The sequence below is a fragment of the Alcanivorax sp. IL2 genome (assembly GCF_047495475.1).
Taxonomy (GTDB): Bacteria; Pseudomonadota; Gammaproteobacteria; order Pseudomonadales; family Alcanivoracaceae; genus Alcanivorax.
This window is the reverse complement of record NZ_CP179932.1, coordinates 655,523-675,174: the sequence shown is the minus strand read 5'-3', so window position 1 is coordinate 675,174 and position 19,652 is coordinate 655,523. Positions and strand designations below refer to the sequence as shown.

The 19,652-nt window shown below is 62.9% G+C and carries 13 protein-coding genes; 9 read left to right on the top strand and 4 right to left on the bottom strand.

Annotation, left to right across the window (positions count from 1 at the left end; all coding sequences use genetic code 11):
• Window positions 1-121 precede the first annotated feature (121 nt).
• The 7 genes from ACMG4N_RS03070 (at window position 122) to pta (ending at window position 11,781) form a co-directional block, all read left to right on the top strand.
• Window positions 122-805, top strand: a complete 684-nt coding sequence (locus ACMG4N_RS03070; RefSeq protein ID WP_297767826.1) for a hypothetical protein — start codon at window positions 122-124, stop codon at window positions 803-805.
• On the top strand, window positions 805-2,550 hold the full coding sequence (locus ACMG4N_RS03065) for an SDR family oxidoreductase (protein ID WP_297767822.1): 1,746 nt from the start codon (window positions 805-807) through the stop codon (window positions 2,548-2,550). The genes ACMG4N_RS03070 and ACMG4N_RS03065 overlap by 1 nt, the downstream gene beginning before the upstream one ends.
• 168 nt (window positions 2,551-2,718) lie before the next feature.
• Window positions 2,719-3,564 (top strand): MerR family transcriptional regulator, encoded by an 846-nt coding sequence (locus ACMG4N_RS03060; RefSeq protein WP_414432889.1) that lies wholly within the window; start codon window positions 2,719-2,721, stop codon window positions 3,562-3,564.
• 369 nt (window positions 3,565-3,933) lie between these two features.
• The gene (locus ACMG4N_RS03055) at window positions 3,934-7,023 is read left to right on the top strand and encodes a penicillin acylase family protein (RefSeq protein WP_297767816.1); all 3,090 of its coding nucleotides are present in this window, start codon (window positions 3,934-3,936) and stop codon (window positions 7,021-7,023) included.
• Between the two features lie 257 nt (window positions 7,024-7,280).
• Window positions 7,281-8,261 carry an NADPH:quinone oxidoreductase family protein gene (locus ACMG4N_RS03050; protein WP_297767813.1) on the top strand — a complete coding sequence of 327 codons (981 nt, stop codon included), beginning with the start codon at window positions 7,281-7,283 and terminating at the stop codon, window positions 8,259-8,261.
• A gap of 245 nt (window positions 8,262-8,506) precedes the next feature.
• On the top strand, window positions 8,507-9,706 hold the full coding sequence (locus ACMG4N_RS03045) for an acetate kinase (RefSeq protein ID WP_297767809.1): 1,200 nt from the start codon (window positions 8,507-8,509) through the stop codon (window positions 9,704-9,706).
• Window positions 9,706-11,781: a phosphate acetyltransferase gene (pta, locus tag ACMG4N_RS03040; RefSeq protein ID WP_297767806.1), complete on the top strand. Its 2,076-nt coding sequence runs from the start codon at window positions 9,706-9,708 to the stop codon at window positions 11,779-11,781. The genes ACMG4N_RS03045 and pta overlap by 1 nt, the downstream gene beginning before the upstream one ends.
• A 147-nt stretch (window positions 11,782-11,928) precedes the next feature.
• On the opposite strand, the gene ACMG4N_RS03035 is transcribed toward pta, so the two are convergent.
• The 3 genes from ACMG4N_RS03035 to ACMG4N_RS03025 all read right to left on the bottom strand — a co-directional run bounded on the left by ACMG4N_RS03035 (window position 11,929) and on the right by ACMG4N_RS03025 (window position 14,575).
• A complete protein-coding gene (locus ACMG4N_RS03035; protein ID WP_297767803.1) occupies window positions 11,929-12,372 on the bottom strand; it encodes an acyl-CoA thioesterase in 444 nt (147 codons plus the stop codon).
• A gap of 205 nt (window positions 12,373-12,577) precedes the next feature.
• The gene (locus ACMG4N_RS03030) at window positions 12,578-13,018 is read right to left on the bottom strand and encodes an acyl-CoA thioesterase (protein ID WP_297767800.1); all 441 of its coding nucleotides are present in this window, start codon (window positions 13,016-13,018) and stop codon (window positions 12,578-12,580) included.
• Between the two features lie 162 nt (window positions 13,019-13,180).
• Window positions 13,181-14,575, bottom strand: coding sequence for a phospholipase D family protein (locus ACMG4N_RS03025; protein ID WP_297767797.1), 1,395 nt, complete (start codon window positions 14,573-14,575; stop codon window positions 13,181-13,183).
• 213 nt (window positions 14,576-14,788) lie between these two features.
• Here ACMG4N_RS03025 and ACMG4N_RS03020 point away from each other — a divergent pair, with 213 nt between their 5' ends.
• Together ACMG4N_RS03020 and ACMG4N_RS03015 are read left to right on the top strand one after the other, a co-directional pair.
• The gene (locus tag ACMG4N_RS03020; RefSeq protein WP_297767795.1) at window positions 14,789-16,651 is read left to right on the top strand and encodes a hypothetical protein; all 1,863 of its coding nucleotides are present in this window, start codon (window positions 14,789-14,791) and stop codon (window positions 16,649-16,651) included.
• A 66-nt stretch (window positions 16,652-16,717) separates the two neighbouring features.
• On the top strand, window positions 16,718-18,718 hold the full coding sequence (locus ACMG4N_RS03015; protein ID WP_414432888.1) for a bifunctional 2',3'-cyclic-nucleotide 2'-phosphodiesterase/3'-nucleotidase: 2,001 nt from the start codon (window positions 16,718-16,720) through the stop codon (window positions 18,716-18,718).
• Here ACMG4N_RS03015 and ACMG4N_RS03010 read toward each other — a convergent pair whose 3' ends face one another.
• The gene (locus tag ACMG4N_RS03010; RefSeq protein ID WP_414432887.1) at window positions 18,719-19,609 is read right to left on the bottom strand and encodes a DNA ligase; all 891 of its coding nucleotides are present in this window, start codon (window positions 19,607-19,609) and stop codon (window positions 18,719-18,721) included.
• Window positions 19,610-19,652 lie beyond the last annotated feature (43 nt).

Sequence of the window (19,652 nt, the reverse complement as noted above, 5' to 3'; positions counted from 1 at the left end):
CACGCCGCATTGACCCTGGGGAGGTATTACCGGCAAGGGAATGCCAATCGCACCGGTTGACCGTGACATTGTCCACTGTAATTATCGGACTCCATTCCATAACAACATGGCGGAGGCGTTAATGAGCGCATTCTGGACCCCGGCTTCCCAGGCTCTGGCCCCTTATCTCCACAACCGGGAGCAGGCCGACAAATGCCTGCAGATTATCGCCGCATCCCTGCAACCGGGCATGAGCGAACAGGATTGTGAGCTGCTTATCCGCGACTGGCTGCGCGCCCATCAACTGTTTGATCCGGCCCGCCCGCCCAGGGTGCGTTTTGCCGGCCAGCCAACACGCCGTCGCTTTGGCCTGAACAGACCGGGAAAGCGCCGCTACCGGATCGGTATGAGCTATATACTGCGTTGCGATGCGGTGCAGAACGGCTATGTCGCCAAAGCCAGCCTCAGCGGCCCGGCCTCCGTGCTGGCACCGTTGCACGCGCGGCTGCGTGACATCCGCGAGCAACTGCCGCGCACTCTCCATCAGGGTGAAACCCCGCAGCAGTTGGCCAGCCAGTTCCCCGGCCTGCGCCAGCATTACCGGCTGGTGCCACTTACCGGCACCCTGCCAGAGGGCAACCGCATCGACGAAGCCCCGCTGATAGCGGGTCTATGGCAGTGGCAACTGACCCTGAGCGATGGCCAACACAGTGTCGCCAGCAGTGAATTTCTGCTCATGGACGACCAGGGCCCGCGCTGGCTGACCGCCACCCCGGCCCACCTGCTCGACAACAGCAATAACGACAAACAAGAGGAAGCAGCCTGATGGTGCAGTGGCGCGATACAACGGTAAGCCGTGATGGCGTGGATCTGGCCGTACGCACCTGGAGTGCGGACAAGAGCCCCACGGTGATCCTGGTGCACGGCTACCCGGACGCCAATCACGTCTGGGAAAAGGTGGCCGAGAGACTGAGCCGGGATTTCAAAGTGGTCGCCTATGACGTACGCGGCGCCGGTAATTCTTCCGTGCCGCAAGGTCGTGCCGCCTACAAGTTGCGTGAACTGCGCGACGATCTGCATGCCGTCATGGACGCCGTCAGCCCGAACGACAAGGTACACCTGGTGGGCCACGACTGGGGCTCCATCCAGACCTGGGAATCGGTGACCGACCCGGATGCCGAAAACCGTATCGCCTCCTACACCACCCTGTCCGGCCCCTGCCTGGACCACGTGGGCCAGTGGATGAAGGCCCGGCTACGTGAACAGAAAATCGGCGTTGTGCTGAACCAGCTGTCCCACTCCTGGTACATCGGCGCGTTTCAATTACCGGTACTGGCCCCGGCCCTGTGGAAAGCCGGCCTGGCCAAGGCCTGGCCGAAAGTGCTGCGCCGCACCGAAAACCTGGACAGTGAACCCAGTGCCACCCAGCTCCAGGACGGCACCCACGGCATCGAATTGTACCGGGCCAACATGCTGCCCTGCCTGCTCAAGCCCCGCGAGCGACACACCAAAGTGCCGGTACAACTGATTGTCGCCCGCCAGGACAACTATGTGCGCCCGGCCATGCTGGAAGACCTGGCGCAGTGGACCGACCGGTTGTGGCGTCGGGAGCTGGATTGCGGCCATTGGGGCCCCCTGCTGCAACACCCGGACGTAACCGCCGACTGGATTCGTGAATTTATTCAGCACATCGACGGCACCCCCGCCTCCGGCCCGCTGCAACGCAGTGAAGTCAGCGCCAACCAGATAAAAGGCCCGGACAGCGGCAAGCGGGTGGTGATTACCGGCGCCGGCTCCGGCATTGGCCGGGAAACCGCCCTGGCCTTCGCCCGTCGCGGCGCCCTGGTGGTATGCACCGATATCAACACCGAGGCCGCTGCTGCCACCGCCCGCACCATCACCGCCGAAGGCGGTGATGCGCTCAGCCGCAAGTGCGACGTGAGCAGCACCCGCTCCATGGAAGCCCTGGCGACCTGGGTGGAAAAGGAACTGGGCGCACCGGATATCGTCGTCAACAACGCCGGCATCGGCCTGTCCGGCTCGCTGCTGGATACCAGCGTGAAGGATTGGCAGCAGGTGCTGGGCGTGAACCTGTGGGGCGTCATTCATGGCTGCCGCCTGTTCGCCCGCCAGATGATCGACCAGGGCCGTGCCGGGCATATCGTCAACGTGGCCTCCGCCGCCGCCTTTATGCCCTCGCGCATGTTGCCTGCCTATGCCACCAGCAAGAGTGCGGTGCTGATGTTCAGCGAATGCCTGCGCGCCGAACTGGGCGACCACGGCATCGGCGTCAGCGCCATCTGCCCGGGCATCATCGATACCCCCATCACCCGCAATACCCGTTTTGTGGGCGTGGACAACGAGGAACAGGAACGGCGCCGCCAGCACGCGCACACCTTCTATCAACGCCGCGCCTTTACTCCGGACCGGGTGGCCCAGGCCATCGTCGAGGCGGTGGAGAAAAACCGCGCGGTGGTGCCGGTAAGCCCGGAGGCGCGGGGCATGCAATGGCTGGGACGCTTCACCCCGTCCCTGGCCCGCAATCTGGCTCTGGTGGACATTACCCCCTGAGCCCGATTGTTTTTATGGGAAGCGATGCCAGACATCGCTTCCCTTGCCCCTGCTCTTGCATTGCAGCCTCTGCGCAAGTGACCACCGTCACGTTTATGTCTTAAATCACCAACCTGCAACGACTGTGGGCTGTGGCGCCTGTGCAAAAAGCGGGCTATCATCGCGGGCATGAAAACCAGTGACCGCAATCCCGCCGCAATCCTTCGCAGCCTGAAGAAATACACCCAGCCTGTGACAGGCGCGCTTCAGGCCGAAGCCGGCAACCACAAGGAATTTACCATCGACGAACTGGCCCGCGAGGCCGGCTCCACGGTGCGTAATGTGCGTGCCTACCAGGACCGCGGCATTCTGCCGCCACCGGAAAAACGCGGCCGCACCGGTATCTATACCGATGTGCATCTGGCGCGCCTGAAAATCATCGGCGCTCTGCTGGAGCGCGGCTACACCCTGAATAATATCCGCGACCTGCTCAGCGCCTGGGAACAGGGCCGCGAGCTCAACGATATTCTCGGCCTGGAAGTGGCGGTCACCTCCTGGCAGACCCCCAGCGTACCGTCCTACCTGGACTATCAGGAACTGCTGGATGACTTCGGCGAAGACATCACACCGGAAGTGATGACCAAGGCCGTGAAGCTGGGCTACATCATTCCCGAGGGCATGCGCCTGCGCATTCCCTACCCGCGCATCTACAACGCCGGCAAGGAACTCAGCGAAGCGGGCGTGCCCCTGGACGCGGTGCTCACCCACGTGACCCTGGTCCGCGAGGAAGTGGACAAGCTGGCCGAGCGTTTCATCGGCATGATCATCCACCACCTGGTGGACGAGAAGTACGGTGACGAAGCCCTGCCGGAAGGCGAAGACGTGCCCAAGTTGGCCGACTTCATCACCCGCATCCGTCCACTGGCCGACGCAGTAGTCAGCGACGAGCTGGGCCGGGTACTGGAAAAGAGCATCAACAAGATTCTGGTCGACCGCCTGGCCAACGTGCTGGCGCACATCGAAAAGAATATCTGACCCCCCTCTCCGTAGGAGCGTCGCTCGCGGCGCGATAGCCGAACCCAAGATCAAAAGCCTTTTCACCACAGAGGGCACAGAGCACACAGAGAAAACCCTGTTTTTCCTCAGTGATCTCTGTGCCCTCTGTGGTAAATACAGATCTTCAGGTTTTGGGTTTATGCACTGCGTTCCGGTTCGCGCCGCCAGCGACACTCCTACAGCAATGCCCCTCCCTCCTTTACACACCGATACATGATTAGTCGCCGGTAGGCTTTTCTTGCTGTTTTGTTGCCGGGGCTCCTTTCATACTCGCGGGAATGCCAATCTTGGGACGTTAGTGCGAACAGTGTTCGCCGACCAAAACAATAATGTCCCGAGGAGAGCATCATGAAACCCGGCCTGTTACTCAGTGCCTTGCTGAGCACCAGCCTGCTTGCCGCCTGCGGCGGCGGAGGCTCCAGCAACCCGGCACCTGTCAGCAACACCCCCACACCCAGCAATCCGCCAACACCGGAAGTGCCGACAGGCCCGGAACCGCGCCCCTCCAATGTCACCGCTCCCTTTGCGGATTACGGCACGGTACTCAACATCCTGCCCCCGGGTCAGGATGACATCGGCGGCGTTGCCAATCTGAGCGCAGACATTCCCGGTCTCGGGGATCTGCTCAGCACCCTGTTCGACGACCTGGTGGCGGAAACCGGGCTGGTGCCGGCCCTCAGCAAGGAGCCTCACTTCGACGATCAGCTGGGTCTCTACGATGCCCTGGTGCGCAGCGAACCCGGGCTGACCGATGACCAGCTCGGCGACTATTTCAAAGCGGCCCCACTACTGGCTCCGCAAGCGGGCAACTGGGAAAGCGAACAGACACTGGATGCCGCCGGCTATCAGGTGGATATCAAACGCGACAACTTCGGGGTGCCGCACATTTTCGGTGAGTCCCGCCGCGATGCCCTGTTCGGTGTCGGTTATGTGACCGCCGCCGACCGCCTGTTCCTGCTGGATGTGTTGCGTCGCGCCGGGCGTGGCGAGCTGTCCCGTTTTCTGGGACCGGCGGACTTCTCCTTCGATGAGGATATCGCCGTCAATGCGCCCTACCGGGAAGAGGACCGCACCACCATGATCGCCAACACCATCGCCCGTTTCGGTGATGACGGCGCCCAGGTCTTCGACGACGCCACCAACTATGTGGCCGGCCTCAACCAGTACGTGGCCGACGCCCGCAGCGGGCTGCTGCAAGTGCCGGTGGAATATGTGGCCCTGGGGGTACAACTGGAACCTTTCGTGATTGAAGACGTGGTCGCCATCGCCACCCTGATCCAGGGTATCTTCGCCGGCGGCGGCGGCAACGAGCACAACAATGTGTTGCTGTTGCAGGCCCTGGAAGCCCAGACCGGCAGCAAGGAGATCGCCTGCGACCTGTGGAAGGACCTGCGCCACGGCACCGATCCGGAATCCTCCGTGACCACCACCACATCCTTCGCCACCCAGTCACCCCCCACCCTGCCGGAGATCTGCCCGCTCAGCGGCGAGCTGGCCGGCCAGTTCCCCGGCGCGGTGTTGTTCGATGCCGGCTCCTTCCAGACCTTTGACCCGCTCAGCCATGAACCCTGCGGCCGCCCCGGCCAGCCCGAGTGTCCCGAAGCGCTGGGCAATGTACCGGCCCTGCCCGGCACCGGTGTGGTCGGCGGCCTGGTGGATACCGTGGGCGATCTGCTCGGCGGCATCCTGTCCCTGTCCTTCCTGGACGATGGCGGCCAGGCCCTGTCACAGCAGTGGGCCAACCTGACCCGCCAGCTGCCCGCACTCTGGACTCGTCACGAGACGCTCTCCGAGCAACAGCAACAACAGGCCATGCAGCGCATCGCCGCCATCGAAACCGGTATCCAGGGGCTGCGCGACGGCTTCCCCAGCGTCATGTCCAATGCCCTGCTGCTGAATGCGGAGCATTCCGCCAGCGGCCAACCACTGGCCGTGTTCGGCCCGCAGACCAGCTACTTTGTACCCCAGCTGCTGCTGGAAATGGCCGTCCATGGTGGCGATATCAACACCCGCGGCATGACCTTCACCGGCCTGCCCTATGTGGTCATCGGGCGCGGCCCGGACTTCGCCTGGAGCGCCACCTCCGGCAGCTCCGACCTCACCGACGTACGGGTAGTGCAGCGCTGTGAACCGGCCGAGCCCCCGGCCCACGGTGAAGGCGGCTACCAGGTCAACGGCCAGTGTCAGCCCTTCGATGTGATCGACGAGCAATGGGTGGCCCGCTGGAACCTGGCCTCTTCCACCGACCCGCAAGCGGTGGGTCAGAACGAAGCGGTCACCCGCCGGGTAATCCGCACCGAGGAATACGGCCCGGTGATCGGCTTTGCCACCGTGTCCGGCCTGCCCGTGGCGGTGACCCGCCAGCGCAGCACCTACTTTGCCGAGCTGGATACCGCCCTGCCGTTCCTGCAGGCCAGCCGCAATGACGTGCACGACGTAGACAGCTTCTACGATGTGTTCCACAACACCACCGGCAGCTTCAACTGGTTCTATATCGATGACCGGGACATCGCCTTTTTCCACTCCGGTGATTACCCGCAACGGGCCAACGGTATCCACCCGGAACTGCCCAGCTGGGGTAACGGCCAGTACGACTGGAACGGCTTTATTCCGCAACAGGCCCACCCCCAGGAGAGCAACCCGCCGCGTGGCTACCTGGCCAGCTGGAATAACCGTCCGGCGCGGGACTGGTGGGCCGCCGACGCCCATGCCCCCTATGGCTCCGCCCACCGCAACGACATCCTCGACGTGCGCCTGCAGCAACTGGTGCAGGAAGGCAGCGTGACCCGCGCGCGCATGGTGGAAGCCATGGGCGATGCCGCCACCGTGGACCTGCGCGGCCAGGAAATCGTCCCCGCCGCCCTGGCGTTGCTGGCAAGCGCACCGGTCACCGGCGATCAGGACAGCGCCATCCGCCTGATGCAGGACTGGGTAACCAATGGTGCCCTGCGCCGGGACCGGGACGGTGACGGCAACTACGACGAGGAAGCCGCCGTGGCCCTGATGGATGCCTGGTACCCGCTGATGATCGACACCCTGCTGCCACAGATCACCGCGGTGGAAGACGTGGATGGCCGCAACCTGTCCCTGATGGGCCGGGACAACAAACCCGGTGCCGGCGGCTCCGCCTACAACAATGGCTACTACGGCTATCTGGAACGGGTGCTGGAACAGGCTGCGGGCAACAGCGCCAGCCCCTACCGGGCCCTGCGCTGCGCCGACAGCGATGCCCTGGCCACCTGCCGCAGCGCGCTGGCCGACAGCCTCAACCAGGCCATCGAGCAACTGGGCGGCATCGCCAGCATGGACAGCTGGAACGTGGACGAAAGCCAGGACCAGATCCAGCACCGCGCCATCGGCCTGGCCACGGTCCCCGCCATCCACTGGCAAAACCGCCCCACCTTCCAGCAGGTGGTGGAGTTCACCGGACATCGGTAAAGGGAGCCGCAAGCCACAAGCTTCAAGGCGCGGGACAGGGTTCAGGGTTTTGAACCTCTGTGCCCTCGCCTTACCGCCAAGCGCGGGCACAGCATTGGAAACACTCACGACTTCAACCGCGTTGTAGCTTGAGGCTTGAAGCTTGTAGCTCATTACCGCTATTTATCCTCCCCCATCCACCCCATGCATTTGTCTAATCCCCCCAACGACGTTAGCGTCTCCTACACATAAAAAACTGATTTCCGGGAGAGCACCACATGCGCGCGATTTTGTGCAAGGAACTGGGGCCGGCGAATACGCTGGTCATCGACGACATCCCTTCCCCCGAGCCGGGCAAAGGCCAGGTAAAGGTACGGGTAAAGGCCGCCGGGCTGAATTTCCCCGACACCCTGATCATTGAAGGCAAGTACCAGATCAAGCCGGAGCTGCCGTTTTCACCAGGCGGCGAAATGGCCGGTGAAGTGCTGGCTGTTGGCGAAGGCGTTCAGCGTTTCAAAGCCGGCCAGCGGGTCATGGGCCTGACCGGCTACGGCGCCTTCGCGGAGGAAATCCTGGTGCCGGAAAATCAGCTGATCCCGGTGCCGGACGGCATGAATGACCACACCGCCGCCGCCTTCTCCATGGTCTACGGCACCAGCTACCACGCCCTCAAACAGCGCGCCAACATCCAGCCCGGGGAAACCCTGCTGGTGCTGGGTGCCAGCGGCGGCGTGGGCCTGGCGGCCGTGGAGCTGGGCAAGGCCATGGGCGCCACCGTGATCGCCGCCGCCAGCAGCGCCGAGAAACTGGCAGTGGCCAAAGAGGCCGGCGCCGATGACCTGATCAACTACGCCGAAGAAGACCTGAAAGAGGCGCTCAAGCAGCGCTACCCGAAAGGCGTGGATGTGATCTACGACCCGGTGGGCGACAAGTTCACCGAAGCGGCCATCCGCAACATGGCCTGGAACGGCCGCCTGCTGATCGTCGGCTTCGCCGCTGGCGATATCCCCAAGATCCCCGCCAACCTGGCGCTGCTGAAAGGCTGCTCCATCATCGGCGTGTTCTGGGGCGCCTTCACCCAGAAGGAACCACAGACCAACATCCAGAACATCATGGAACTGATGCAGCTGTTCAATCAGGGCAAGATCAACCCGCGCATCAGCCAGGTGTTCCCGTTCGAGGAATACGAGCAGGCCCTGGCCGCGCTCACCTCACGCACCGCCAAAGGCAAAGTGGTACTGGATATTGCCGGCACCTGACCCTGTGGGAACGGAGCGAAGCGGAGTAACGCCCGGAGGGCGGCCCGAAGGGTGAGCGTAGCGAATAATCGATGCTTGCATCGCGAAGATGTTGGCAACACAGCCTTCATTCGCGATACAAGCATCGATTATTCCCCGCTCTCGCCCCTCAGCTTCACCCTGCATACACTAACGCCACCAACCCGGTGATACAGCTCCGCCTTACCTTGTATATAGTGGAAGCTCGCTATGGCAAGGAGGCAGGAATGAGCACACCGCTGGTACTGGTAATCAACTGTGGCAGCTCGTCCATCAAGTTCGCCCTGGTGGACGAAGACAGCAGCGAGTTTCCCCTGGAAGGGCTGGCAGAAAGACTGAACAGCCCAGAGGCAGTACTGCGCTGGGAGCAGGATGGCGAGCAACAGGAAGAGCCCCTGGCCGACGCGGATCACCGCCAGGCACTGGAGGCCCTGTTGCCCCGGGTGCAGGCCTACGCCGGGGATCGGCTGGCCGCCATCGGCCACCGGGTGGTCCACGGCGGCGAACAGTTCACCGCCGCCGGCCTACTGAATGACGACGCCCTGGCGGCGATCCGCGCCGCCAGCCCGCTGGCGCCCCTGCATAACCCTGCCAACCTGCTGGGCATCGACGCCGCCCGGGCCTTGTTTGCCGACCTGCCCCAGGTGGCGGTGTTCGATACCGCCTTTCACCAGAGCTTGCCCGAACACGCCTACCGCTACGCGCTACCCATCGAGCTGTATCAGCAACAGCGCATTCGCCGTTATGGCTTCCATGGCACCAGCCATTGCTATGTCACCCGTCGGGCTGCGAGCCTCACCGGGTTACCGGTGGACACCAGTGGCTGGCTGTCTGCCCACCTGGGCAACGGCTGCTCCAGTTGCGCCGTGCAGGATGGCCACAGCCGCGACACCAGCATGGGCTTCACGCCCCTGGAAGGGCTGGTGATGGGCACCCGCAGCGGCGATGTGGACCCCAGCCTGCACGCTTTTCTGGAACGGGAACGGGGCTGGTCGGCCCAACACACCGACCAGGTATTGAGCCGGGAAAGCGGCCTGCTGGGCCTGTCCGGGCTATCCAACGACATGCGCACCCTGGAACAGGCCAGCAACGAAGGCCACGAGGGCGCCACCCTGGCCATCGAGGTGTTCTGCTATCGGCTGGCCAAATCCCTGGCCGGTCAGGCCTGCGCCCTGACCCGGCTGGACGGCCTGATCTTCACCGGCGGCATTGGCGAGAACTCGCCGCTGGTACGGGCCAAGACCGTGGCCCATCTGGGGCTCATGGGGCTTGCCATCAACGACGATGCCAACCGTCGCTGCGTGGGCGGCACCAGCGGCGAAATCCAGGCCGACAACAGCCCCCGCATTCTGGTGGTGCCCACCAACGAGGAACGCCAGATCGCCCAGGAAACCCTGGCCGCCATCGGCGCCAATAAGGAGACATAATGCAGATCTACTTTATTGCCCCCACCGGCTTCGGCGTGGGCCTCACCTCCACCAGCCTGGGGCTACTGCGCGCCCTGGAACAGGGCGGCCTGAAGATCGGCTTCTGCAAGCCCATCGCCCAGCACCACCCCGGCGACACCGGCCCGGAACAATCCAGTGAACTGATCACCCGCACCTTCTCCATCGAACCGCCCGCGCCCATGCCCCTGGAGCAGACGGAAAAGTACCTTGGTGACGGGCAGCTCGACGACCTGCTGGAGCAGATCGTGCAGCGCTTTCATCAGGCCGCCGAAGGCAAGGACGTGATGGTGGTGGAAGGCATGGTGCCCACGCGCACGGTGAGCTATGCCGCTCGTCTTAACGCGGCACTGGCCAGCAGCCTGGGGGCGGACGTGATTCTGGTGGCGGCACCGGAAGACGGTAACGTGTCCACCCTGGCCGACAGCCTGGAAATCCACTGCCGCCAGTTTGGCGGCAGCCGTAATGACAAGGTGCTGGGGGTGGTGCTCAACAAGGTCCATGACGACAACCTGCCGGAGCAACTCAAGCAGCAATTTCCCGCCCTGGAAAAAGGCGACCTGCGCCTGCTCGGCTGCGTGCCCTGGCAGGAGGAACTGAACGCTCCGCGCACCCGCGACGTGGCCAAGCTGCTCGGCGCCACCGTGCTGCATGCCGGCGATGACGAGCACCGGCGCATGGAAAAGATCGTGCTTTGCGCCCGCGCCCTGCCCAATACCGTGGAGCTGTTCCAGCCACGGGTGCTGGTGGTGACCCCCGGCGACCGGGACGACATCATCGTTGCCGCCAGCCTGGCCGCCAGCAACGGCGTGCCCCTGGCCGGGCTGCTGCTGTGCACCGGCTTCCAGCCGGACCCACGGGTAATGCGCCTGTGCCAGAGCGCCCTGGATGCGGGCTTGCCGGTGATGACGGTGGACACCGGCTCCTACGAAACCGCCACCAACCTGAATCGCATGAACCGGGAAATCCCGGTGGACGACAGCGAGCGGGTGGAGAAAGTGACCAACTTTGTGGCCCGCCATCTGGACCATGAATGGCTGCGCGAACGCTGCGGCAGCCCCCGCGAGCTGACCCTGTCACCGCCGGCATTTCGCTACCGCATGGTGCAGCGTGCCCGCGAAGCCAACAAACGCATTGTCTTGCCGGAAGGCAGCGAACCGCGCACCGTACAGGCGGCGGCCATCTGCCAGGAGCGCGGCATTGCCCGCTGCGTGCTGCTGGCCAAACGGGACGCGGTGGAATCCGTGGCCCGCACCCAGGGCATCACCCTGCCGGAAGGCCTGGAAATTCTCGACCCGGACAGCATTCGCGAACAGTACGTGGAACCCATGGTAGAGCTGCGCCGCAACAAGGGCCTGAACGCCCCCATGGCCCGCGCCCAGCTGGAAGATACCGTGGTGCTGGGCACCATGATGCTGGCGCTGGACGAAGTGGATGGCCTGGTATCCGGCGCCATCAACACCACCGCCAACACCATCCGCCCAGCCCTGCAGCTGATCAAGACCGCCCCGGAATACAACCTGGTGTCGTCGATCTTCTTCATGCTGCTGCCCGAGCAGGTGCTGGTCTACGGGGACTGTGCGGTCAACCCGGACCCGGACGCCGAGCAGCTGGCGGAGATCGCCCGGCAGAGCGCCGCCTCGGCAAAAGCCTTCGGCATCACCCCGCGGGTGGCCATGCTCAGCTACTCCACCGGCGATTCCGGCACCGGCAACGATGTGGTCAAGGTCCGCGATGCCACCCGCCTGGCCCGCGAGGCCAACCCGGATCTGTTGCTGGATGGCCCGCTGCAGTACGACGCCGCCGCCATCGACAGCGTCGGCAAGGCCAAGGCCCCGGACAGCCCGGTGGCCGGCCGCGCCACCGTGTTCATCTTCCCGGACCTGAACACCGGCAACACCACCTACAAGGCGGTGCAGCGCAGCGCCAACTGCATCAGCGTGGGGCCCATGCTGCAGGGCCTGCGCAAACCGGTGAACGACCTGTCCCGCGGCGCCCTGGTGGACGACATCGTCTACACCATCGCCCTCACCGCCATTCAGGCGGCGGACCTGTAACGCAACAAAATGGCGTAGGGTGGATTAGCCTAAGGCGTAATCCACCTTTTTCAGGGTGGTGATGATTCGCAGAGGACAGCATGGTGGATTACGCCTGCGGCTAATCCACCCTACGTCACGATCACCGCGCCTACCGCTGAGGCATCATCAGCCACGGCCACTCTGATCAATCACCACACCCGGTGCCCCGACCTGAAACAATTCGCGCAGGTCGCCCGGCACCGGTGTCTTTTCAAAGGGTTCGTTGGTCATCATCACGTACACCGCTTGCGAAGACGCAATGGCGCGGTCATCGTCCGCGTGGCGGATTTCCACTTCCAGGGTGAAAGAGGTATTGCCCAGTTGCTTCACTGACACGAACGCGTTCAGCACATCGTCGAAACGCGCCGAGGATTGCCATTCCAGGGTCAGCTTCACGGCCTGATTATCCAGCCCTCGCGCCTGCAACTGACTGTATTCGCACCCCAGTGCGCGCATGAATTCCTTGATGGCGAGGTCCACGTAATCCGCGTAACGGGCATTGAAAACCACTTGCTGGCCATCACATTCTTGATAGCGAACCCGAAAGCGGAAACAAAACGGCTGGGGCATAACACTCTCCAAAACTTTTAATAAAGGGCTGCCCGAAGATCACTCTACGAAGCGATTGCTGGAACAGAACGTAGCGCAGTCGGGACCCGAAGAGTGAGCGCACCGAAGACTATGCTTGCATAACGAAGGGTAGCTTGTGGCGCACTACCAGGAGACCGGACGACAGTCACGGCCATCAGCGGCCCAGTTCAATTTTTCCTGCTCTTTATCGACCACTCTGATCAATCACCACACCCGGCGCTCCGGCCTGCAGCAACTCGCGAAAATCGTCGGGCACCGGGGTTTTTGCGAAGGGTTCCGTGGTCATCATTACGTACACCGCCTCCGCGCGGGCAATGGCTCGCCCTTCGTCCGCGTGGCGGATATCCGCTTCCAGGGTGAAGGAGGTATTACCCAGATGCTGGAGTGACACGAACACGTCCAGCACATCGTCAAAGCGCGCCGAGGATTGCCATTCGGTGGTCAGCTTCACCACCTGATTATCCAGCCCCTGCGCCAGCAACTGGTTGTAGTCACAGCCCATGGCGCGCATGAATTCGGTCATGGCCAGATCCACATAGTCCCCGTAACGGGCATTGAACACCACTTGCTGGGCATCGCATTCGTTGTAACGAACCCGAAAGCGGAAACAGAACGGCTGGGACATGACACTCTCCAAAAATTTTTAATGCAGGGCCGCCAGAAGATCCCTCTACGAAGCGACTGTAGGAGCCATGCTTGCATGGCGAATGGTGCATTGTTCGCCATGCAAGCATGGCTCCTACAGTGGCAATAAGATGGTCATTGGCGTTGCTCGAGCTTGCCGGCCTTACAGCATTCGCTCAATGGGCAATAGCGACAGTAACCATGCCAGCATGCGCCGCCACACCGTCACGTCGGGTTCGTTGTGACGCACTAGCGGACGACCGTCAGGGCCATCCCCCGCCCAGGTCAGTGTGCCCTGTTCGTTGTCGACCCGATAACTGTTTTCCGGCGCCAGCCCCTCTTCGATAAAGGCCGCTACCTGCTGGCCCAGCTCTTCAGACACCACGTAGTAGCCCATCTCGGTATTGAGATGGACCGATCGTGGATCGATATTGAATGAGCCCACGAAGACCTCGCGCCGGTCCAGCACCATGGCCTTGGTATGCAGGCTGGCCCGGGAGCGCCCCTTGAACAACCGCACCTGCCGATGCAGGGCACGGGCGTTGGGCGTCAGCTCATGCAGCTCCACCCCGGCTTTCAACAGACCATCGCGATAACGGGCATAGGCACCGTGGGCCGCAATCACATCATTGGTGGCCAGGCTATTGGTGAGCACCGCCGCGCGACCACCGCGCTGTTTCATCTCCGCCAGTTCCGCCACAAAGGCATCGCCGGGAATGAAATAGCTGGCCTCCATCAGCAGTTCCTGATGATCGTCCCGGGCCAGCAGGTGGGCGAGCTGATCCCCCATCAGGGTCTGCTTTACTCCAGCCGCCTTGTCGGGGCTATCGAACAGCAACACCGCATGGGCCTGCACACACTGGCGATCCTGCCCTGCCAGGTAATCGGTGAAGAAGGATTCGTACTGGGGAAACAGGTAGGGGTAGTTTTTCAGGGAGCGGCGCCATTGTCGCAGCCACTGCCAGACACGCTCCGCCGCCGACTCCCGGTAACGACGCAGGGTCTTCATGGGCATGGCCAGCGGGCTGTCCCAGTAGCAGTCAAACGCCGCCTGGGTATCAGCGACGATGGGGCCACAGGCGTACAGGTCCAGATCGCGAAAGTTGGTGGACGCATTCACGCCGAAATAGTGATCGGCAATATTGCGGCCACCCACCAGCGCCCGTTCGCCATCCACGATCCAGGCCTTGTTGTGCATGCGGTGATTCAGCAACGGCATGTGATGAAGCCATTGCAGGAAATGCTTGTAGCGCCCCCGGAAAGCGTTGAACAGGCGCACCTCGATATTGGGGTGCGCATCCAGCGCCGCCCACTTCACATCCCGGCCCAGCTGGTTGGCGTGGTCCAGCAACATGCGCACTTTCACCCCCCGGCGTGCCGCCTCCAGCACCCGGTAGATCAGCAGCTTGCCGGTGGTGTCGTCATCCCAGATGTAGTACTGCACATCCAGCGTCCGCCGGGCCAGGCGGGCCAGGGTGATGCGCAGGGTAAAGGCCTGATCGCTGTCAGCCACTAGCGACAGGGAGGAAAGCATCATCGGGCTGGTCACCGCACTCACGCTGTTATCTCCCTGTTCACCCGCACCTCTCTATCGACTGTCTCCATGACCCGACCATGACCGGCCCATGACGATTTTCCTGTTTTTGATCGTAGTGCCTACCCTGCCATAAAACGAACAGTGTTCACCGAAAATTCACAGGTTTTTTACCGCCGGGACTTGTCGCACCGCCACCCTCTGGGCACTCCATTTACTGCTCAGGGATGAACACTCATGAAGCGAATTCTCTTCGCCGGCCTGCTGGCCACCTCACTGGGATCGGCCCAAGCCTACCAGTGGAACTACCCCGCCCCCATCAAGACACCCGGCTCCAACGACAACGGCAAGGTGGTGCTGTTCGATGTATCCCACGGTGGCACCGAGGGCAACGCGGACTGGGTGATCGACGGCGCCTTTTCCGACTTCGCCGATGCGCTGGTGGCCGAAGGCTATACGGTGCAGGAATACCGGGGCGTGGACAAGAACAGCGACGGCGTTATCCAGTTCGTGGATGACTACACCACCCCCACCACCGCCAACAGCAATGCCAATGAAGCAGTGATCACTTATACCGCTATCAGCCACGCGGATGTGCTGGTACTGGCGGAAAGCAACCGCCCTTTTACCCAATCAGAATTGCAGGCTCTGGAAAATTTTGTGGCCGCCGGCAAGGGCATCTTCTTTGTGGCTGACCACTACAACGCCGACCGTAACCTGAACACTTGGGACAGCACCGAAGTGTTCAACGGCTATAACCGCTCCACCCTGTCCCAGTTCAATGTGGGCGGCAGCTACGGCGACCTGCGCAATCCCGGTACCGCCAGCGGTTGGCTGGCCCAGGAGTTCGGCATTCGCTTTCGCTTCAATGCCATCGACTGGCACAGCGGCGCCAGCGGCATCGAGCCGGCCAGCCAGGTAGAGGGACTGACCACCGGTGTGGGCCCGGTACTGATGGCCGGTGGCGCCACCCTGGCGATCACCGACCCGAACCGGGCCAAGGGCCTGGTGTATTTCTCCACCAGCGACAGCCCCAGCCGCTGGACCCACGCGGTGGATTCCGGGCTCTATTTCGGCGGCACCGCCGAAGGCCCCTATGTGGCCATTGCCAAATCCGGCCCCGGCAAGGCCGCCTTTATCGGTGACTCCAGCCCCATCGAAGATGCCTCGCCCAAGTACAAGCGCCAGGACAACGGCAACACCAAGAGCACCTACCCGGGTTGGACCGATGCCGGCAACGCCGCCCAGCTCAGCATTAACCTGATCGACTGGCTGGCCACCCCGGAAAGCTACACCCAGTTCAACAGCAGCGCCCACCCGGCCGGCACCGCCACACCCACCCCCATGGCCAGCGAAGAGCTGGACGACCCGGACAACGGCCAGCCCTGGAACACCCCCTCCGGTGGCTATAACCCCTGGGATGCCAGCACCTTTGACTACGGCGCCTACGGTGCTCCGGATGGCCCCGGTGGCAGCACTGGCGGCGGCGGTGAGGTGCTGTCCGTGAGCGAGGCACTGGCCGAACCCACCGGCATCACCGTCACCGTGTCAGGGGTGATCACCCAGGCCATCAACGGCGAGTACGCTCTGGAAATCGAGGACAGTGCCGGCAGCGCCACCCTTTACGTGAAACTGGACAGCCAGTACCGCAATGACTTCAGTCCCCAGAACAACCCGTCGGTGATCGGTGAAACCCTGCAGGTGAGCGGCGAGCGTGACGTCTACATGGGCGAGCCCAGCATCGAGTACGTCACCGACATGCAACTGGTAGATGGCAGCAGCGGGGGCGGCAGTTGTGGCAGCAGCGGCGCGGTGTCGGTAAGCGATGCCTACGCCAGCAGCCAGGGCACCCCCCTCACCGTGGTGGGCGAAGTGATCGGCGGGGTTAACGACCCCTACGCCCTGGAGCTGGGCGACCTGAACAGCAGCACCAGCGTCTACGTGAAGCTGGAATCCGACCAACGCGCCGAGTACAGCCCCGCCAACAACCCGGCCATGGTCGGCCAGACCCTGGAAGTGGACGGCGTGCGCGACCTCTACATGAGCTACCCCAGCCTGGAATCGGTGAGCTCACTCACCGTGATCAGCAACTGCCCCTGATTCGTTTTAAAAAATTCTCGGCGGCGTTCGCGCCGCCCTTCCTTGAACCCAAACACAGGAAACACCATGAAGGCTTCACTGCGATCCCTGCTGGCCCTGTCTCTGGCCGGCGGCGCCCTGCTCAGCGGCTGCGGCGGCGATAACGACAACACCCCCGCCCAACAGGACACCACCCCACGGGTGGATCTGCGTCTGATGGAAACCACCGACATCCACGCCAACGTGATGGATTACAACTACTACAGCGACAGCGTAGATAACGGCCATGGCCTGGTGCGTACCGCCATGCTGGTCAAGCAGGCCCGTGCCGAAATCACCCACCCGGAAAACTCTGCGTTAGTGGATAACGGCGACCTGATCCAGGGCAGCCCCATGGGCGACTGGCGCCAGGCGCAAGGGCTCACCAGCGGCGAAGTGCACCCGGTCTACAAGGTGATGAATGAAATGGCCTACGACGTGGGCAACTACGGCAACCACGAATTCAACTACGGCCTGGATTTCCTCGCCGAAAGCGTGGATGACGCCGCCTTCCCCTACATCAGCGCCAATGTGTTCAGCGCCGACGGCAGCACCCCCTACTTCGACCAATACAAGCTGATCACCAAGACGGTCTACGACCGGGACGGCAACCCCCACGATATAACCCTGGGCTTTATCGGCTTCCTGCCGCCGCAAATCATGCAGTGGGACAAGAAGAACCTGGAGGGCAAGGTCACCGCCAAAGACATCAAGGCCACCGCGGAGTTACTGGTGCCACAGATGAAGGCGGAAGGGGCGGACATCATCGTCGCCATTCCCCATTCCGGCATCAACACCACCGCCTACTCGGAAGAGGCCAAGGCAGAAAACAGCAGCTGGTACCTGGCGGACGTGGACGGCATCGACGCCATCATGTTCGGCCACAGCCACCTGACCTTCCCCTCGGACAGCTTTGCCGGCACCGCCAACGTGGACCTGGAAAAAGGCACCATCAAGGGCGTGCCCTCAGTGATGCCCGGCTACTGGGGCAGCCACCTGGGTATCATCGACCTGAGCCTGGCACTCAATGAAGACGGCGAAAGCTGGACCGTAGTGGACAGCAAAGTGGAGGCCCGGGCCCTGGACCCGGAGGGTGAGGCCGATGCGGCCCTGACTGCCCTGGTTAAACCCGACCACGACGCCACCCTGGACTACATGGGCCAGGTGATCGGCGAATCTACCGATGACATCTTCAGCTTCCTGGCGGTGGTGAAAGATGATCCTTCCATCCAGATCGTCAGCGATGCCCAGAAGGCCTATGTGGAAGACGCTATTGTCGGCACCGAGCTGGATGGTCTGCCGGTGCTATCCGCTGCGGCCCCGTTCAAGGCCTGTGACCGTGACGGGGTCTGCGCCGAGGAAAGCAGCTTCACCGTGGTGCCGGCCGGCGAACTGCAAGTGAAGAACATTGCCGACCTGTACCTCTACCCCAACACCCTGATGGCGGTAAAAGTCACCGGTGCCGAACTGGAACAGTGGCTGGAATGTTCCGCCTCCCAGTTCTTCCAGATCACCGATACCGCCGACCGCCAGGAGCTGGTGGACTTCAGTGGCTTCCCCACCTACAACTTCGATGTCATCGACGGCGTCACCTACCAGATCGATGTGACCGAACCGGCCCGTTACGATCGTGACTGCGCCAAGATCAGCGAAGGCACCCGCATCGTTGACCTGCAGTTCGACGGCGCCGCCATCGATCCGACCCAGGAATTCCTCATCGCCAGCAACAACTACCGTGCCACCGGCGGCCACTTTGCCGGCACCGGTGGCGACCATGTGGTGATCGAATCTCCGGACGAAAACCGCCAGGTGGTTGGCAACTATATCCAGGCCAACAGCCCGGTGACCCCCACCGCCGACAACAATTGGTCGTTTGCACCGATCCTGGGTTACAGCAGTGATCTGCAAATCGTCTTCCGGGTACCCAACACCGACCGCGCCAAAAACTTCGTGGCCGACGCAGTGGCCGGGGCCGGCGGCAGCTTCATGGCCAGCCTACTGGATGACAGTGGCAACGAAGCCATCTACGAACTGAACCTGCAGCCCTGATCAATCGGACTGCGACACCCGACGAGCCGGCGCCGCCGGCTCGTCGTTTCTTACCCGCAGAAAGCTGGCAAAGCGCGGCAACCCGGTAGCCGTCAGGCCGTAATATTTATAGGTCACGGTACTGCCCAGCGGCGGCGGGTCCGCCCGCTCGTGATCGCTGAGGCCGCTGCCCAGCTTGAAACGGCGACCATCCCCGGTCTTCACCACCAGCGCCCCTACCTGGCCCTGGTATTTGCCTTTCCCCTCGCTGTAATCCACCACCGTTGCTTCCGCATCCTGAAAGGTTTTCACCTTGAGCAGCGCCGCCGTGCGGCCGGCTTTGTAGAAGCTGTCACCGTGATGCAGCATCAAGCCCTCTCCGCCGACCGCCAGTACCCGATCCAGGCGTGCCAGCAGGGCACCGTGGTCCGTGGCCCGTCGCTGTTCGACCATGGTCAGGTGATAGGAGGAGGTTTTCTCCACCAGCCCACGCATCTTTTCCACCCGTTCGCTGAATGGCACGCCACTGGCCGGCAGATCGAACACCATAAAGCGGATCTGCCGCCATTCTTGCGCCTTCGGCTGTAGCCGGCGGATCGCTGCCGACACCTGGGCAAAGCGGCCGCGCCCCATCCACAGCTCGCCATCCAAAGGCTGCGCGGGAAAACCGCGCAGGAACCAGTCCGGCGCGGCGATAATATTGCCGCCCCGGGACAGCAACTGCTGCCCATCCCAGTAGGCCCGCACCCCGTCCAGCTTTTCGCTGACCCAGTAGCCCTGCAGATCCATCCCGGCCTGGTACACTTTGGCCAGCTGCAAAGGCGGCTCGCTGGCCCGGGCCACGGTCACCAGCAGGCAGATGAGCATCATCAGGCCAACCCGCAGACATCCTTGTCTTGCCGGTATTTTCACGGTCTTCTCCCTTTATTCTCGCTCGCGGCCCCAGACTGTGCCT

Excerpts from the sequence above, each read along its gene's own strand:
- ACMG4N_RS03035 (WP_297767803.1), bottom strand. The coding sequence starts at position 12,372 with ATGCCCCAGCCGTTTTGTTTCCGCTTTCGGGTTCGCTATCAAGAATGT.
- ACMG4N_RS03020 (WP_297767795.1), top strand. The coding sequence starts at position 14,789 with ATGAAGCGAATTCTCTTCGCCGGCCTGCTGGCCACCTCACTGGGATCG.
- ACMG4N_RS03065 (WP_297767822.1), top strand. The coding sequence starts at position 805 with ATGGTGCAGTGGCGCGATACAACGGTAAGCCGTGATGGCGTGGATCTG.
- ACMG4N_RS03060 (WP_414432889.1), top strand. The coding sequence starts at position 2,719 with ATGAAAACCAGTGACCGCAATCCCGCCGCAATCCTTCGCAGCCTGAAG.
- ACMG4N_RS03050 (WP_297767813.1), top strand. The coding sequence starts at position 7,281 with ATGCGCGCGATTTTGTGCAAGGAACTGGGGCCGGCGAATACGCTGGTC.
- pta (WP_297767806.1), top strand. The coding sequence starts at position 9,706 with ATGCAGATCTACTTTATTGCCCCCACCGGCTTCGGCGTGGGCCTCACC.
- ACMG4N_RS03070 (WP_297767826.1), top strand. The coding sequence starts at position 122 with ATGAGCGCATTCTGGACCCCGGCTTCCCAGGCTCTGGCCCCTTATCTC.
- ACMG4N_RS03045 (WP_297767809.1), top strand. The coding sequence starts at position 8,507 with ATGAGCACACCGCTGGTACTGGTAATCAACTGTGGCAGCTCGTCCATC.
- ACMG4N_RS03015 (WP_414432888.1), top strand. The coding sequence starts at position 16,718 with ATGAAGGCTTCACTGCGATCCCTGCTGGCCCTGTCTCTGGCCGGCGGC.
- ACMG4N_RS03055 (WP_297767816.1), top strand. The coding sequence starts at position 3,934 with ATGAAACCCGGCCTGTTACTCAGTGCCTTGCTGAGCACCAGCCTGCTT.
- ACMG4N_RS03030 (WP_297767800.1), bottom strand. The coding sequence starts at position 13,018 with ATGTCCCAGCCGTTCTGTTTCCGCTTTCGGGTTCGTTACAACGAATGC.